This window comes from Paucilactobacillus salsurae (assembly GCF_054784995.1).
Genome location: NZ_BAAHWX010000013.1, coordinates 20,682 through 36,070, shown reverse-complemented (window position 1 = coordinate 36,070; position 15,389 = coordinate 20,682). Strand labels below are relative to the sequence as shown.

General features: G+C 39.5%; 11 protein-coding genes and 1 pseudogene. 2 read left to right on the top strand and 10 right to left on the bottom strand.

Features of this window, described 5'->3' with window-relative positions:
• Positions 1–4,025: mucin-binding protein (locus ACYVQZ_RS08855; RefSeq protein WP_461241022.1), on the bottom strand; the 4,025-nt coding region annotated here is incomplete at its 3' end.
• A gap of 125 nt (positions 4,026–4,150) precedes the next feature.
• Here ACYVQZ_RS08855 and ACYVQZ_RS08850 point away from each other — a divergent pair.
• Positions 4,151–4,492: a hypothetical protein gene (locus tag ACYVQZ_RS08850; RefSeq protein WP_461241021.1), complete on the top strand. Its 342-nt coding sequence runs from the start codon at positions 4,151–4,153 to the stop codon at positions 4,490–4,492.
• Between the two features lie 161 nt (positions 4,493–4,653).
• On the opposite strand, the gene ACYVQZ_RS08845 is transcribed toward ACYVQZ_RS08850, so the two are convergent.
• Both ACYVQZ_RS08845 and ACYVQZ_RS08840 read right to left on the bottom strand, forming a co-directional pair.
• On the bottom strand, positions 4,654–6,132 hold the full coding sequence (locus tag ACYVQZ_RS08845; protein ID WP_415585712.1) for an ATP-dependent nuclease: 1,479 nt from the start codon (positions 6,130–6,132) through the stop codon (positions 4,654–4,656).
• 124 nt (positions 6,133–6,256) lie between these two features.
• Complete coding sequence (locus ACYVQZ_RS08840; protein WP_081272842.1) at positions 6,257–6,979, bottom strand: PmeII family type II restriction endonuclease; 723 nt, start codon at positions 6,977–6,979, stop codon at positions 6,257–6,259.
• A gap of 87 nt (positions 6,980–7,066) precedes the next feature.
• On the opposite strand from ACYVQZ_RS08840, the gene ACYVQZ_RS08835 reads away from it, so the two are divergent.
• Positions 7,067–8,374 (top strand): DNA cytosine methyltransferase, encoded by a 1,308-nt coding sequence (locus ACYVQZ_RS08835; RefSeq protein ID WP_461241020.1) that lies wholly within the window; start codon positions 7,067–7,069, stop codon positions 8,372–8,374.
• A gap of 166 nt (positions 8,375–8,540) precedes the next feature.
• On the opposite strand, the gene ACYVQZ_RS08830 is transcribed toward ACYVQZ_RS08835, so the two are convergent.
• The 7 genes and pseudogenes from ACYVQZ_RS08830 to ACYVQZ_RS08800 form a co-directional block, all read right to left on the bottom strand.
• The gene (locus tag ACYVQZ_RS08830) at positions 8,541–9,665 is read right to left on the bottom strand and encodes an ArdC-like ssDNA-binding domain-containing protein (protein WP_461241019.1); all 1,125 of its coding nucleotides are present in this window, start codon (positions 9,663–9,665) and stop codon (positions 8,541–8,543) included.
• A 3-nt stretch (positions 9,666–9,668) separates the two neighbouring features.
• A complete protein-coding gene (locus ACYVQZ_RS08825; RefSeq protein WP_461241018.1) occupies positions 9,669–9,884 on the bottom strand; it encodes a hypothetical protein in 216 nt (71 codons plus the stop codon).
• Between the two features lie 122 nt (positions 9,885–10,006).
• Positions 10,007–12,144, bottom strand: a pseudogene (locus ACYVQZ_RS08820) (type IA DNA topoisomerase).
• Positions 12,145–12,150: 6 nt separating this feature from the next.
• A complete protein-coding gene (locus ACYVQZ_RS08815) occupies positions 12,151–12,561 on the bottom strand; it encodes a hypothetical protein (RefSeq protein WP_019875133.1) in 411 nt (136 codons plus the stop codon).
• A gap of 14 nt (positions 12,562–12,575) precedes the next feature.
• Positions 12,576–13,415 (bottom strand): conjugal transfer protein TrbL family protein, encoded by an 840-nt coding sequence (locus ACYVQZ_RS08810; protein WP_019875131.1) that lies wholly within the window; start codon positions 13,413–13,415, stop codon positions 12,576–12,578.
• Positions 13,416–13,433: 18 nt separating this feature from the next.
• Positions 13,434–13,823, bottom strand: a complete 390-nt coding sequence (locus ACYVQZ_RS08805) for a hypothetical protein (RefSeq protein ID WP_076633298.1) — start codon at positions 13,821–13,823, stop codon at positions 13,434–13,436.
• 14 nt (positions 13,824–13,837) lie between these two features.
• The gene (locus tag ACYVQZ_RS08800; RefSeq protein ID WP_461241017.1) at positions 13,838–15,388 is read right to left on the bottom strand and encodes a VirD4-like conjugal transfer protein, CD1115 family; all 1,551 of its coding nucleotides are present in this window, start codon (positions 15,386–15,388) and stop codon (positions 13,838–13,840) included.
• Position 15,389 lies beyond the last annotated feature (1 nt).

Sequence of the window (15,389 nt, the reverse complement as noted above, 5' to 3'; positions counted from 1 at the left end):
AAATGAACCTCGAAACTTTGAACGGTACCATCTTGGTTATAAACCACACCATTAGTTGGATAATTGTCTGAGACTAATTGATACCCTTGTTTTTCATAATCGGCAATGGTGTCACCTGTCCGATAAGGATCAGTTGAACCATAGTCGCCAGTCAAGTCCTTAGGGCTTAAGGTTTTACCAGTCTTATCATCAATATAGATAACCTTAGCAGCTTCTTTGTTAGCTACGTAGGTCACTGTCTTTTCAATATCGGCACTATCTGCGGTAATACCTGTAATCGTATCAATTTGAGCTTGATCTGGCGTGTAACCCTTAATAGCTGGACTAGTTACGGCCGCAAAGCTTTGATCGGCCGACCAAGACCCATAGGTCTTTTCACCAGTGACCTTGTCGGTCGTTACAGTACGCGTAAAGTTCAGTGGCGTTGCTTGATAATCATCAGCTGCTTTGTCACCGTTCTTATAAACATAATGGATGGTCTCATTGACAGTTTGACTTTCACTTGTTTGCGTTGTGCCATGTGTCAAATGAACCTCGAAACTTTGAACGGTACCATCTTGGTTATAAACCACACCATTAGTTGGATAATTGTCTGAGACTAATTGATACCCTTGTTTTTCATAATCGGCAATGGTGTCACCTGTCCGATAAGGATCAGTTGAACCATAGTCGCCAGTCAAGTCCTTAGGGCTTAAGGTTTTACCAGTCTTATCATCAATATAGATAACCTTAGCAGCTTCTTTGTTAGCTACGTAGGTCACTGTCTTTTCAATATCGGCACTATCTGCGGTAATACCTGTAATCGTATCAATTTGAGCTTGATCTGGCGTGTAACCCTTAATAGCTGGACTAGTTACGGCCGCAAAGCTTTGATCGGCCGACCAAGATCCATAGGTTTTTTCTCCGGTAACCGCATCAGTTGAGACTTGACGTGTAAATTCAACGGGAGTAGCCACATAAGCATCATGAGCAGTTGTGCCATCTTTGTAGACATAATGAATGGTCTCATTAACTGTCTTCTTCTCTGTCGTAATCGTTGGAGCGTTCTTGGTATAGGTAACCGTGAATTCTAAGTCCTTTGAGTCCCCAGTAACTGTTTGCTTGTCAATTTGCGCCTTGTCAGCTGTATAACCCTTTAATTCAGGACTTGTGACTGCGGCAAAGCTTTGATCTGCTGACCAAGCACCATACGTCTTTTCCCCAGTTACTGCGTCAGTTGAGACTTGACGTGTGAACTCTACTGGCTTAGCAACATGGTCATCGACTGCCTTTGAACCATCTTTGTAGACATAATGAATGGTCTCATTAACTGTCTTCTTCTCTGTCGTAATCGTTGGAGCGTTCTTGGTATAAGTCACAGTATAGTTCAAATTTCCATTAGTTATATCAACGGTTTTGGACGTCGTTTGTGTTAAATCATTAGTTGGATCAGTCGTTTTGATAACATGATATCCTGGAACTGTTGGATTGGTAACAGCTTGAAAATTGGCCTCATTACTTTCAGTCCAAGTACTATCTGGTTGACCATCTAAATCCAGAGTAGGTTGTTTTTGCGTTCCATTTTTATAGTAAGTGGTCGTTTCTTTCGTAACTGGATTGGTCACTGTAATAAAAGTTATTGGTGTTGCTTGATGACTGTCTATATTTGGCAATGAGTTACCACTCTGATCAATGTAGTTAATTGTCTCATTCACTATCACTAACGTCTCCGTTAAGGGTGCGTAGACGTAAGTAACGTCCGTTTCACCATTGGTATATTCACCAGTTGCATTAGTTGGTTGAGCAGTTAAAACATAGGTTACGCCATCTTTAACAATTGACTTAAGGGCCGTAGTCGTAAATGAATTACCTTCTTTATCAGTTGTAAAAGTTGGATTCTGTAACGGATTACCCTTTTCATCAGTATACTTAGTAACTACCGTTCCTTTTTCATAATAAGTATACGTAACATCTGTGTTACCATCAGTATACTTTCCGGCGGCATTAGCTGGCGTTTTTTTCGTATCAAGATAATAAGTTTGACCATTGGAACCTGTTATTGTTGGTTCACCAGTTGTTGTATAATTATTTCCCACATTACCCGTTGAATTTGTGTCTTCTTTAATCTTATGTCCGTTTTCATCAATATAATGAGTTGTAATCGTTCCTTTAGAAATCTGATAATAATAGTCAATTTCATTTGTTCCATCAACATAGCTGCCATTTGGATTACCCTGCGTCTTTTCTTTAACTAATTTCCAAATATTCCCATCACTGTCAATAATTGTTGAAGGAGCAGAAGTATCGACTTTATTTCCAGTGGAATCGACCGTATATTTATCACCTATTAAACCTTCAACCATCTTGGGAGATTGTAAACTTTCAGTAGTAGTGTTACCGTTACCGTCTAATTTATTATAAACAATAACCAGTGGTTCTATATATTTCATAGTTGACAATAATGATGGTGCAACCTTGCTTCCTTGGCCGTGGATATAATTGTTACTACTATCTTTTTGATTACCAATAGTTGCAACTGACAAATCAAATCCTTCAACTGGAACATCCATTTCCATCAAGAAAGTAACTTTACTTTCATTTTTTCCACTTACATCACTTGGATCATTATACTTGCGAGTAACCGATAAATAGCCATTCTGGTCTTGATAAGCTAGTTGAGTAGCATCATCAACATAAACTTTTTTAATAACACCACTTGTTAACTGAACAGCTTCATTGCTATCGATATCAGAAAAACCCATATGAATTGAAACTGCTGTAGCAGTTACGTCAGCCTTGGCAATTGCCAATGCTGGATCTTCGTTAGAAGCACTTTCGTTTTCTTCTTTAAAGAACTGCAAATGAGTATTAAAGAAATTGCCTAAATGGGCTAGCTGCCAGCCAGAACCAATGTTTAACAATTGGGTTCCGCCACTATCTTGACTGCCCTTGATTCCCAAAGCAATCTGTGTATTAGCATCGCCGTAATTAACGGATTCCAAAGTCCATTTCAAATCGTAACGGTCATATTTATGAGTTATTCCATTATAAATTTTAAAAACATTTTTAGCCCAAAAGTAAGTATTTTCACCTAGATCACTGGTACTAATCAAGCGTGAATGTCCTTTTGAATTATGACCTGGGTACTGAGCACTGCCATTTAAGGAATCATCATCTGCCAATTTACTAAGATCGACTCTTTGCCCCCTAATATACAATGATAAATCAGAGCTATTTTGTAAAACCGGTGTTGGATTATATCCCAAATTAAAATTTTGATCTTTAGTAAAATCTGTTGTTGCAGTTTTTGAATAATCTTTAAGTGAATATCCTTTGGTATTAGGCCAATATTGGCCAGCTTCATTACTTACAGGATTACTATCAGAGTTGCCTGTATCAGCTGACTTATCACGCGACCAGTTCGTTTGTATTCCATTTTTATCAGTATCTGTTAAGTTTGATAGGGTTTTAATGGCCATGTTTTGTTGAGTATTGCTGTTCACGTCATCTTTCTGGGCTGATAACTCACTTGACCAGTTCGTTTGTATTCCATTTTTATCAGTATCTGTTAAGTTTGATAGGGTTTTAATGGCCATGTTTTGTTGAGTATTGCTGTTCACGTCATCTTTCTGGGTTGATAACTCACTTGCACTGGTCGTTTCAGTCTTTACTGCACTGCTGCTACTTGCACTGGTTGAATCGGCCTTCGTTGCACTGCTACTACTTGCATTGGTCGTTTCAATCTTTACTGCACTGCTGCTACTTGCACTGGTTGAATCGGCCTTCGTTGCACTGCTACTACTTGCATTGGTCGTTTCAGCCCTTACTGCACTACTTGAGGTACTGGTAGCTGCTGATGAAACAGCGCTCTTCGTATCACTAGTGCTGTTTACAGTGGCGGCAGTTAAGTTCCCTGAGGTGGTATCAGCATGAACTGCTTCCGTTGATACCCCACCGGAGACAAAAAAAGACAGTGTAGCAATTGCGGCAAAAACGAATTTTTTGCCATCCTTATACATTTTATAATGTAACTTCTTTTCTTCCATTAGAAATTCCTTTTCCGCTCAATTACATTGAGCTACCAAACTTTTAATTATATACTGATGTAAAATAAAGTGATATGCCTAATTCTACAGAGTAAAGCACTTTTTGTAAATAGTCAGGAGATATCATGAATCAGTCAACTTTTCAGCTACTTGGTAATGTTGCTTCAGCAGATTTCTACCTTTGTGAAGGCAGTGATATTACTTTAATATCTGATAATAATGCCTATAATATGAAAGCTTTAGCCCAAGAAGCGCTTAAACTGCATGTTCCTAATTCTTTGGCCGTTATTGATTTAAACAACTTCTACGTTGGTATGATCCTTATTGATCATAATCAGATATTGACCATGATTCCTCATATTAACACCACCAATATCCCATTCAATTATCAGGAAATCACTAATTTTATCGGGTCTAGAATTTTTGGTGTTGGAAAGTATTTCCATTCCAAAAGTACTAGGCCCTAATTTAGAAAGCCATTGATAATGGATCAAGAAAGGCCACTAGGGTATACCCTATTGGCCGATACTGGTTAAAATAAAACAGCTTCCTTAAATACAGAGTTTTCAACACTTGGTTTATTTGTGGGTCAAAATAAAATGTAAGAGCTATAGTATTGGAGCACCTATTATATCTTATTCCTTGGATTAGATTGTATGTAGGAGATTGCAGTAATCAAATCATTAATGCCCCTTTTTAGAATGTTTTCATTGTAAACATTCTTATTTCCTTCACATACTTCTGGATGATCAATTATATTTCTAACTGCATATGGGGTTGTAACGGAAACAGGATCTTGAAAATTTCCACCGTTATATCGTGCACAATAGTCAGGATAATCAGCAGACAGCTTACAACTACTAATTAAATAATCGTTGAAGTTCTTGAGTTTTCCACTTCCATCATGGTGTTCTACCCAATCCATATAGAGAAAACTGAATAGTTGTGAGTGTAGTTCTACAGTTGGTACACCAAAAGCCTTGTACGTGACTTCAGCGATCGTAGGTGATTTAAAATTCAATTTTTCCATAGGACGAACACGCTTGCCCCCTTGAACAGAAAGAATATTCACACTGTCTGTTGTCTTCCTGAAATGACGGAGAATATAAGGTGAGTGGGTGGTAATAAACACCTGGTTCTCTGGGGTCAGATTTGCCACAGACTCCATGAGCCTGTCCTGAGCGAGAGGATGCAAGTAGATTTCAGGTTCATCCACAAAAAACTGCATTCCACGAATCGTATCGTCGGTTCCATTTTTACCAGTTCGTTCCGCGACCACCTGAATAATTGCCAGAGCCAAAGCTCTCTGCATGCCGTTACCTTTTTCGGATGCGTCTGTCAATAATCCATTCTCTAGAATCTTTATGTTTCCCTTCTTTAACATATCAGGAGCTTCAGGAGGATCAAAAGTAAACTGAACCTTAGATTCTCCAAACTGATTGTCGAGCAACTGGGAAAGATCATCTTCAGCGCTAGTCAAATATTTCTTAACACCATCTTTACCAAATGCTTTCTTATGTGCAGTTAAAAAATCCTTATACAAGGAATCCTCATAAAAATCCGAAGCCAAAGATGCTATTAATTTCCCTGTAATTTTTGTGGATCCAAAGTCTCGAAAATCCTCATTATGTGAATCAGCATATACAAACTGTGGACTAAACAGTGCTTTAACAGTGCTTGAAACGCCCGATGGATTTTCAAACTTTGGTTCTCCATCTTCAGGAGAAGGATTCCAAATTCTCATCGTTTTAATGTTCATCTTTACATTTTTCTTGCCCTGTGAGATTGTCTCTTCCTTCGAAGAACGCTGAAATATCATCTGATTCTGTTTTTGTGCATCTCGATAGCTGTTGTATTTCTTCAAAGATCCCTGTAATTCATCAACCTGTGACATAAATGCCGTCACTGAAACATCCTGATCAGAGCAATCTAGATTAATATAGTCTTCCTTTTTACCTCCATTAACTAAAAAATCAATTGCTTGAAATACTGTTGTTTTTCCGGCATTGTTATTGCCAACAAGATAATTCACACCAGAAGAAAAGTTTATCTCGTTAATACCCTTAAATGATTTAAAGTTTTTAATCTTAATACGACTGATATACATTTTATTCCTCCAATATAAAGATAATAAACGAATTGCTCACATCACACTAAAAGTTTTTTATATTTTAAGCTACTTTTTTCGACAAAAAATTATTGTGTATGATCAACACACTTTTAATTAAGCGCTACTTCAAACCATAAAATTCTTTATTGCTACTTATTCCACTTTCCACTTCCTTTATCAGCTTTTCAATACTTTCTTGCATTTCGGAATTTTCAGCAGCGTGTTGTGCACTTTCGATAAGGCCTTTATACAAACCGTGGATACCTGTTATATGATAGAAAAGTTCTTCTCCGGCAAAAACATTAATTCCATCATGTTCGATAGTTCTATACATTGTACTTAAATCATTATGTGTACCATATAGAACGCCGACTACTTTGTCGGAGGCATCTAGGGGTAAATGATTGGTTCTTGCTAAGTTTGTTAAACCTTTGAAATGATCTTCAATTGTTTTAATGTCATCTTTATTGATAGTAGTTGGTCCAGATTTAATTTGACAATATTTATGCCTATTATCAAGAGCATCATCGTACTCAATGTCCATTCCCTTTACTACAGATGCCCTGGCTACTCCGCCAGTTGTTGAAACCATAAAGGCTTGGAAGTTAGTCCCAAAGCTAGTTGCTATTGAGGTTCCTAATGCAAAAGGATAAACAACAGCCTTTGCTAAATTTTGAACCGTAATAGGGTATCCAAATGCGTTTGCTGTTGCTTGAATCGTGAAAGGATTAACCTTAAATGATTTGTATTTTTTATTTGAATAGTTTTGTGCTCTTTTAGAAAACAAATTAAAGAAGAAATCGTAAGCATTATCCAGAACTTCTTGTTCAGTTATGTTAACCATATTATAAAGCTCCTTTTAAAAGAAAGTATTGACAGCTACCCTAATTAAAGTTAATATATATTCATAACATTATATGGGGGTACGCTTATGAAGGCGGTTTTAGACAAGAAAGAAATTCACACCCTAATGAAAAAAAAGGGAATAAAAACACAAAAAGAGTTGGCTCAATCAATGGGTATAACCAAAAATCAATTGTCGGTCATGCTATCCAGCTCGTTTTCTCCGATTAAAAGTAACGTTTCGAACCTTGCTGACGTATTAGGGTATGATGTGCTTAAGTCTATTGTACCAGTAAACGAGCAACTATCGATATTATCCCCCAAAAAGGATATAAGAAATGAAATGTTCCCAGAGGTTCCGATTGACGTGTCAAACGTAATTGCAAAAAGGAAGTTCAATGCTTTGGAATTATTTGCTGGTGCTGGTGGGCTAGCCCTTGCACTAGAACAGGCAGGTTTTAATGATGTTGGTTTGGTGGAAATTGACAAACACGCTGCAGACACATTAAAGCTAAACCGTCCTAAGTGGAATGTTATCAATGAAGATATTACCAAGATTACGGCTGATCCTGCAGGCATTTATAAATATATACCCAAGAGTTGCGAAATTGATTTATTAAGTGGTGGCTATCCATGCCAATCTTTTTCTTATGCAGGGAAAAAAATGGGCTTAGACGACACAAGAGGAACTCTATTTTATCATTATGCTAAAATTTTAGAGCAAGTTAAGCCCAAGATGTTTTTGGTTGAAAATGTTAAGGGGCTTACAACACATGATCATGGACGTACTTTAAAAACTATGATTAAAGTTTTCGAGAATATGGGCTATAAGACTACTTACAAAGTATTAAACGCATGGGATTTTGGTGTTGCTGAAAAACGTGAACGTATGATTTTAATTGGCATTAGAAATGACCTTAATATCACTTATCAATTTCCTGAAAAACATGATTATAAACCTGTTTTGCGTGATGTCTTAAAAAATGTACCTAATTCACCTGGACAAAGATACTCAGATGCTAAGAAAAAAGTTTTAGCTCAAGTGCCTGCTGGAGGATACTGGAGAGACTTGCCGGAGAATGTAGCAAGGGAATATATGGGAAAAAGTTATTATTCTGGCGGAGGTCGTACAGGCATGGCACGTAGATTGAGCTGGGAAGAGCCATCATTGACACTCACTACTTCTCCGAGCCAAAAACAAACTGAAAGATGTCATCCAGTAGAAACCAGACCATTCACAACTCGAGAATATGCTCGTATTCAAAGCTTTCCCGATAGTTGGCATTTTTCTGGGGGAATTGGGTCAATTTACTCGCAAATTGGAAATGCAGTAGCTGTTAATTTTGGGAAAGATATTGCTCTTTCCATTATCAATTCACTTAATCAAGTAAATTGATGTTATCTAATTTTGTTCTTTTGTTGTATTGACAGTAACTTTACTGGCAAAATGCATGCTTACACTTTCTTATTAGTATTACTTTAAGAAAAACAAAATTAATCAATCAAAAAAAGGGAAATCTACCGAAACATTAGGCAGATTTCCCTTTTTTTGAAAACTAAATTCAGTGTTTCAGACTTTGATCCAATTCAGAATCTGGTTGTTTGATTTCTGGATGCTGTTCAGCAAAGGATTTCAGTTGCTTCTGTGTTCGCTCACTGATTTCATGGTGTATATCATTTAGTTTATTTTTTAGTTCTGATTTTTGTTGTGGGTTCCTTGCTTGCTGAACTTGTTGTTGCAAGCCTTGATAGGACTGATTAAGATCCTGGGCTGATAGCTTTTTTAAATCATGCTTGGGTTCTTTTTGTGTTTCTTGTAAGCCTAATTGTTTGGTTAAGCCATCGCTAAGCTCAATTACTTTGTTGCTCACTTGCTGGATCTCACTTAAAGCACTATGGATCACGGCTTTATCTTTGGCCCAGGTGGCCACGTAACCGAGTGAGTAGTTACTGGTATCAACGCCAATATTTTGCATGGCGACATATGCAACCGCTTCGGCTTGGGTTTCCTGATAAGCTCGTGGCCGATCTTTAAAGGCTGATTTTAAGCCGTGTAGCTGGCTATGCGCATATTCGTGATATAACGTCTTTAGTTTCAAAGCGTTGTCGGGCTCATCGCCACCAATGACGATTTCATTAGTGCTGGGTTGAAAATACCCCTTAGCCCCATTTAGCGTCGCTAAAGGCACTTCACTGACTTTAAGGTCGGTTTGCTGGTTTAAATAATCTTTGAACGCGTTATACAAGCTCGTTACATTCTGATGATCGGCTAAATTTTCTTTGACAAAATCCTTAGAACTTAACACTGGTTCACCGCTAGTTTGTGACACGTCAAAGACGGGTAGATAACGGTAACCGACAATGGCGCGTTCATCGGTGGTATCAAGTCGCTTTTGCTCGGCTGGTGTTAACTTCTTAATAATCGGGGCCGCAATCCGAATCGCTTTTGCGCCCCGGTTGACGGTGCGGTTAAAAGCCGTCTGCCATTGCTTAAAACCGGCGACTTGAGTAGCTTGAGGATTTTGCGCATAAATTAAATCAATGTTTCTAGCGCTATAATGATGGAATTTAGCCAAGGTATTGAGGTACTGTTTAAATCGGTCACTATCGGTTAATTTTAGGATTTGTTGTTCAGCCTGGGCGACTAATTGTGCTTTCCAGGCTTTAACATCTGCTTTACTCGGCATTGTCTACTCCTCCTCATCTTCAAAAATATCATTCAATATAGGGGCTACGTTGATTTGAACCGGGGTCGTGCCATAAAGGGCAACGTAGCCATCGGCTAATTTTTGCCAGGCCACTTGATAATAAGACCCATTTCCAGTAATTTCTTTTAAATACTTATAGGTTCCTTTAGTCTGCAAAACCGGTAATTCACTCCCAATGACTGTTAATTCGTTATCCATATTTATGATCTCCTTTGCGTTGCTAATCTCACCCGTTGTTTAGGTTTACTTTTAGGGTTGTAAAAGTGAACCTAAATGACGGGTTCACCAACCGGAACGTAGTGCAGGGCGGTAGGCAGGTTCTAATCAAAATCAAAACTTAATTTATGGCCGTCAAGCTTTAACTTGGCGTCAAACGACTTTCCTTTTTTGCTCTTGAACCCCTTTAGTTTGCTGGTTTCCCCCTTAGTGATTAAGGCTTTGATCGCAGTTTTACCGAGGGTTTTACTGCTCCATTTCTTGGGCAGGGTAAAGTCTTCACCTTGCTTGGGCTTCACAATGTAAAACTTCTGTTTATTTAAAACGGTCGCTTGCGGTGTTTCTAAGAAAACTTCGGCGGCTTTTTGCGCTTGCTGTTGGTGATTGATTTGTTGCTTAATGGCTGCACTGCCAGTCAATTGCGCGGGGACCTCAGCAATCAACTTTGCCACGAACTTCTTAATTTGGCTCAAAAAGTTATCTGCGGTGCGTTCTTCGGTACTGATTTGTTGTAATGCTTGCTCCCATTTTGCTGTCATCTCTGGGCTAGTTAACAAGGGTTCGAGTTCGACCGCTTTACATAAAGTAATTCCCGCTTCACTGACGTGGAGCTTGTTCTTTTCAGTAACCAAATAGCCGCGTTTTTTTAACACTTCCAGCACATTGGCCCGGGTCGCACTTGTCCCAATGCCTTGCACATCTTTGAGAATCGCCTGGGCTTCTTCATCATCAAGCGTTTTGCCGGCGGTCTTCATTGCCGTAATCAGGGTACCTTCGGTAAATGGCACGGGTGGGGTCGTTTCTTTTTGCGGCGTTTGCAGATTTGCTTGAACTTGGTCGCCTTGGTGAACGAGCGGTAGGGTGGTTGCCTCTTGCTCGTCGGCTTTGTGATCATCAAATAAAGCTTGCCAACCTTGCTTAGTTGGCACCTTACCGGTTGCTTTAAAATTGGCGTCGCCAACCTGGGTGATAATGGTGGTTTCTTCGTACTCGTACGGATCAGCAAACATCGCTAACGTCGTTCTTAAAACCAAATCATAGACCTGTTGCTGTAATTTAGGTAAGGACGCTAATTGATCCTTCGTCGGTACAACTTTAGTCATGATAATGGCGTAATGTTCTTCAACCTTTTTCCCATTGACGTAACGTTTATTTGGGGTGGTATTGGTTAAAGCGACTTGCTTAGATACCAAACCCAGATACTTCGTCAGATTAGCCACTAAATAATCAAATTCTTCATCAGTGATATAAGCACAATCAGTTCGGGGATAACTCAACAACTTGGCTTCATATAAACTTTGAATGGCCGCTAAGGTTTGGCTGGCACTGGCATGATACCGTTTATTCATCGCACTTTGCAGACTGGATAGCGAAAATAGTTGGGGACTGGTACTCTTTTTAGCCTGCTTTTGCACGTCCTTGATTAAACCGCCCTGTGAGCCTTTCTGAACGTGTTTAGCTTGCATGAATGTCTCATTAGCCCTGTTTCATCTTTAAACCGCTGATAGGGGTCTAATTTTGCGACGAATTTTTGCTGATTAGCTAAAATTTCCGCATTTAGTTCAAAATAGGGTTCCGGCTTAAAGTTTTTGATTGCCTGGTCTCTTTGATAGACCATATACAAGGTTGGCGTCTGCACGCGACCAATTGAGTACACCCCACGCACCCCATTTTTCCTCAACAATAAAGTATATAAGGGACTACCATTCATACCGATCAACCAATCACTAATTTGCCGGGTTTGAGCTTCTTTATAAGCCAAATAGTCTTTGTGCCAATCACCAAGATTTTTGAATCCAGTAATAATGGCGTCTTTTTCCAAGCTATTCAACCATAGCCGTTTAATGGTCTTCTTTTTAACGTCAATCTGGGCTTGGCTCATGATTGACCAAGCAATATTGGAGCCTTCCCGACCACTATCGGTGGCAACAATAATGGTATCGGCCTTCGTTAACAGGTCTTTGACGACCTTGAATTGATCTTTTTTACTAGCTGACACCACAAACTTGTATTTATCTGGAAAAATCGGTAAATTAGATAAGGCCCATTGCTGGTATTTCTGATCATATTTATCCGGTGTGGCTAGTTCAACTAAGTGTCCGAGACCATACGTGACAAGCGTATTCTCGGGCAAAACAGGGTCACTAACCGTATAGTAACCCTGTTTTTTTGTGCTCTTTTGAAAGGCTTGGACGTATGAACGGGCTTGACTGGGTTTTTCAGCTAAGATAACAGTGGTCATGTTCGTTCACTCCTTATGATTCAATTTTTGATCTAATTCTGTTTTGCCTTGTTTAGCCGCTTTCAACCAAGTTTCACGGCGCAATTCTTGTTGTTGCTCTATCGATTGTTGCTTCAAATAATGTTGATACCGGTTGATGGCTTTGAGATCTGCATAGGCTGACCAACGGAATAATAAGCCACCCAGCAGTAAAACTAAGGCCATTAGCGCAGTTCCTAAAAAATCGGTATGGTTCGCCGTGAAAAGCTCTTGGTATAAATCCATTAACATGAGGTAAATTCCCATTATATAGAAGACCATGCTAACTAAGTTATCAAAATAGTAAGACAACTTAGTCCGCCGTGAAGGTGTTGCAAAAGGGTCGGTTCGCATATCGTTTTTGGCTTTTTCAAGTAACCAGTGCCAGATTTTTTTCATGACGCTAACCTCCCTTAACGGTTACGAAAATAATTTTGAAACATTCTCATGGCGCCCATACCAGCACTTTTAGTCACACCGGTTGAAGCCCAGAAGTCTTTAACGGCGTCAGGTGTTTTAACAACCAGAAAGCCGAATCCGATTGAAGCAATAAAGGCAATAAATCCGTATTTAGCCATATTAGTGAAGCACCATACTGATAATGACATACAAAGCACCTGGCTAATAATGGAAGCATTGTAATAAATGTACTTCTTCCACCACGTGGCACTATAATCAAAGCTTTCAGTCGCCATGCTCATTGCAGCTAAAGGAATCGTCAGGTTGTACCAAGCCATATCAGCCACAAACACACACATCTTGATAAAGAACACGACGGTTACGACAGTGAAGATTAGCAGAAACAAAATCTGTAAGGGTAACGAAATGCCAACATCTTTTAGCCCAGGGACTTTATTCATGCCGCTAATTGATTTAGCAGTGAATTTCTGATCAGAACTAAACATATACTTTAGCAGGGGCAAGGTAATTGAACCTTGAATAAAGCCTTGTAAGAACACGAAAACTGGAATCACGGCCGCTGATTTAATCCCGTCCATGATGATATTAGCCCAAGTGACGTCGGTACTTTCGTCTGCCTCTTTTAGAATTGTCATCACAATACGCCCAAGGACAACCACAACGACTAACGATGTCGCAAAGGTCAGGAAGATGGCATACCACGTTTTAACAATTGGCAAGCTTTGATTGGCTTGGTCAATGATTGATTTACAGATGTTGAATAAACCATCTAACAAACCAGACAGTAGCCATTCAAAAAAGTGCGAGATAGCTGATTGAATGATATTTGTCATTTTAAATCCCTCCTTTGTCTATTTGGGAATAAGTGAGACTGTACCAGTATCACTTTTAGCTAGTGTGTTAATTGGTGTTAGTTTATATTTGTCTGACTGCTTTTTAATCTTAAACAGACGTGTTTCTGTGCTACCTGAAACACTATTTTTACCAATGAACTTAATTTGTTCATCGCCTTTGCTTTCAATTAACTTGTAAGTATAAACTTCACTAAAGCCCGCTTGGGTAAGTGTTAAGTTGCTTTTTGAAAACTTTGCAGTAGCGGCCATACCATTATCTTTGCTAGAAGCAAACGTCCACTGGTGACTTTGCAAATCCTGTGCTGTAGACTTCCCACAAGCGGTTAGACCAACAGCAATCAGTAACACTGTCATCACGGCGATTATATATTTGCGATATTTTTTCATTAATATGCCCTCCATTATCCAAATAAGTTGTTGTCGTCTTCTTCTGGCGCCTCTGTTTGACTATCTTTATTTGAAACTCTCTCTAAATCGCTGTCTAGGTTGTCCTGTTGTTGCTCCTCCTCTTTCTGAGACATCTTGTTTGCGACTTCTTTTTGAGCAGTCTCCTTTAATTTTGCTTTCCATTTTTCTACTTTATTCTTAAAGTTGGTTTCCTGGCTGGCTTCTGGTTGGCCTTGATAATCGTTCTGTGACAAGTTAACCAAATGATCAGCCCCCGGAAATAGTTTAAACTGGAACGCTTTTGTCGCTTTGACTGGTCGGGCATTACTAAAGATTAATAAGCTCTGATCTTCGGGCATACGCATAATTTCATCGGGCGTCATGAGCGAACGGCTCGTATAGCTGTAACTATCGCTCTTGCTGTGGCTTTCTTCCTTGCTATGACTGGTACTCTCACTACCGGTTTCCACTTTTACGGTTGATTTTCCTAACAGATCACTAAAGTATTTAGCGGTCACATCATTAGCGGCATTTAAGCAAATTTTAACGGCATGGTTACCTAAGATACTCTCGGCCTTATCCTTGCCATACAAGGCTTGTAGTTGGGTTAAGGTCTGACAAATGGTCGTCACACCAATGCCATATCCCCGACACGTCGCTAAGAACTCCTCATACTTGGGAAACTTCCCTAAATTGACAAATTCATCAAGGATAAAATCGACTTGGTGGGGCAATTTAGCGTGATGATCGGCCGCTAATTTATATAATTCATCAAATAATTGTGAGAAAAACAGATTGATGAAGCTTTCATAAGTGTTATCCATGACGGGGATAATCACGTATAGCACCACTTTGTCGTTGCCAATCTCTTTTAAATCAAAATCCGAAAAGCTGGTAAAGTCGGCCACTTCTTGATCGACGAACTTCGAAATGGTCGCCAACAAGCTTTCAATAATACTGGCCTTCATTTCGCCTTTGGCCTTTTTGAACCCTAACTCATAAGCGCGTCTCGCTGGATCAGTCATGGTTAGATCAAGAAACAGGGTGTCTAACGGACTATCTGCGCCCTTTTCCTCGGCCTCCACATCGTTTTCTTGTAAGACTTGCGTTACACCGGCCAAGTTCCTTTGGTCGGGCGCGCGGTGGTTCATAACAAACAGGATTAGTGCCTTCAAAAGTTGCCGCTGGGTACTGAACCATACGTCTTTTTTGCCTTCGGCATTTTCACTCTGAACGATCTTCGTGGCGACGGTTTCAGCTTGAATATCCCGTTGAATATAATCAAAGGGATTGTAGCGATCACTGTGCGCCATGTTGGCAAAGTTGACGACATGCACTTGATAACCCTGGGCTAACTTAATACCGGCCGTTTTTTCGTATAATTCACCTTTCGGATCAGTTACGACAATGCTGTTCTCCGTTTCATTAAACAAGTTGGTAATGACGACTGACTGGGTCTTATACGATCCTGGGCCCCCAACCACAAAGATATTCCGGTTTGGTTTAGTGCTGTTATTCTGGTAAACAATCCGTTTATCCACGATCCCTAAAATGGTGCCATTCATG

Coding starts and splice junctions, on each gene's coding strand:
- ACYVQZ_RS08850 (WP_461241021.1), top strand. CDS start 4,151: ATGAATCAGTCAACTTTTCAGCTACTTGGTAATGTTGCTTCAGCAGAT.
- ACYVQZ_RS08845 (WP_415585712.1), bottom strand. CDS start 6,132: ATGTATATCAGTCGTATTAAGATTAAAAACTTTAAATCATTTAAGGGT.
- ACYVQZ_RS08840 (WP_081272842.1), bottom strand. CDS start 6,979: ATGGTTAACATAACTGAACAAGAAGTTCTGGATAATGCTTACGATTTC.
- ACYVQZ_RS08835 (WP_461241020.1), top strand. CDS start 7,067: ATGAAGGCGGTTTTAGACAAGAAAGAAATTCACACCCTAATGAAAAAA.
- ACYVQZ_RS08830 (WP_461241019.1), bottom strand. CDS start 9,665: ATGCCGAGTAAAGCAGATGTTAAAGCCTGGAAAGCACAATTAGTCGCC.
- ACYVQZ_RS08825 (WP_461241018.1), bottom strand. CDS start 9,884: ATGGATAACGAATTAACAGTCATTGGGAGTGAATTACCGGTTTTGCAG.
- ACYVQZ_RS08815 (WP_019875133.1), bottom strand. CDS start 12,561: ATGAAAAAAATCTGGCACTGGTTACTTGAAAAAGCCAAAAACGATATG.
- ACYVQZ_RS08810 (WP_019875131.1), bottom strand. CDS start 13,415: ATGACAAATATCATTCAATCAGCTATCTCGCACTTTTTTGAATGGCTA.
- ACYVQZ_RS08805 (WP_076633298.1), bottom strand. CDS start 13,823: ATGAAAAAATATCGCAAATATATAATCGCCGTGATGACAGTGTTACTG.
- ACYVQZ_RS08800 (WP_461241017.1), bottom strand. CDS start 15,388: ATGAATGGCACCATTTTAGGGATCGTGGATAAACGGATTGTTTACCAG.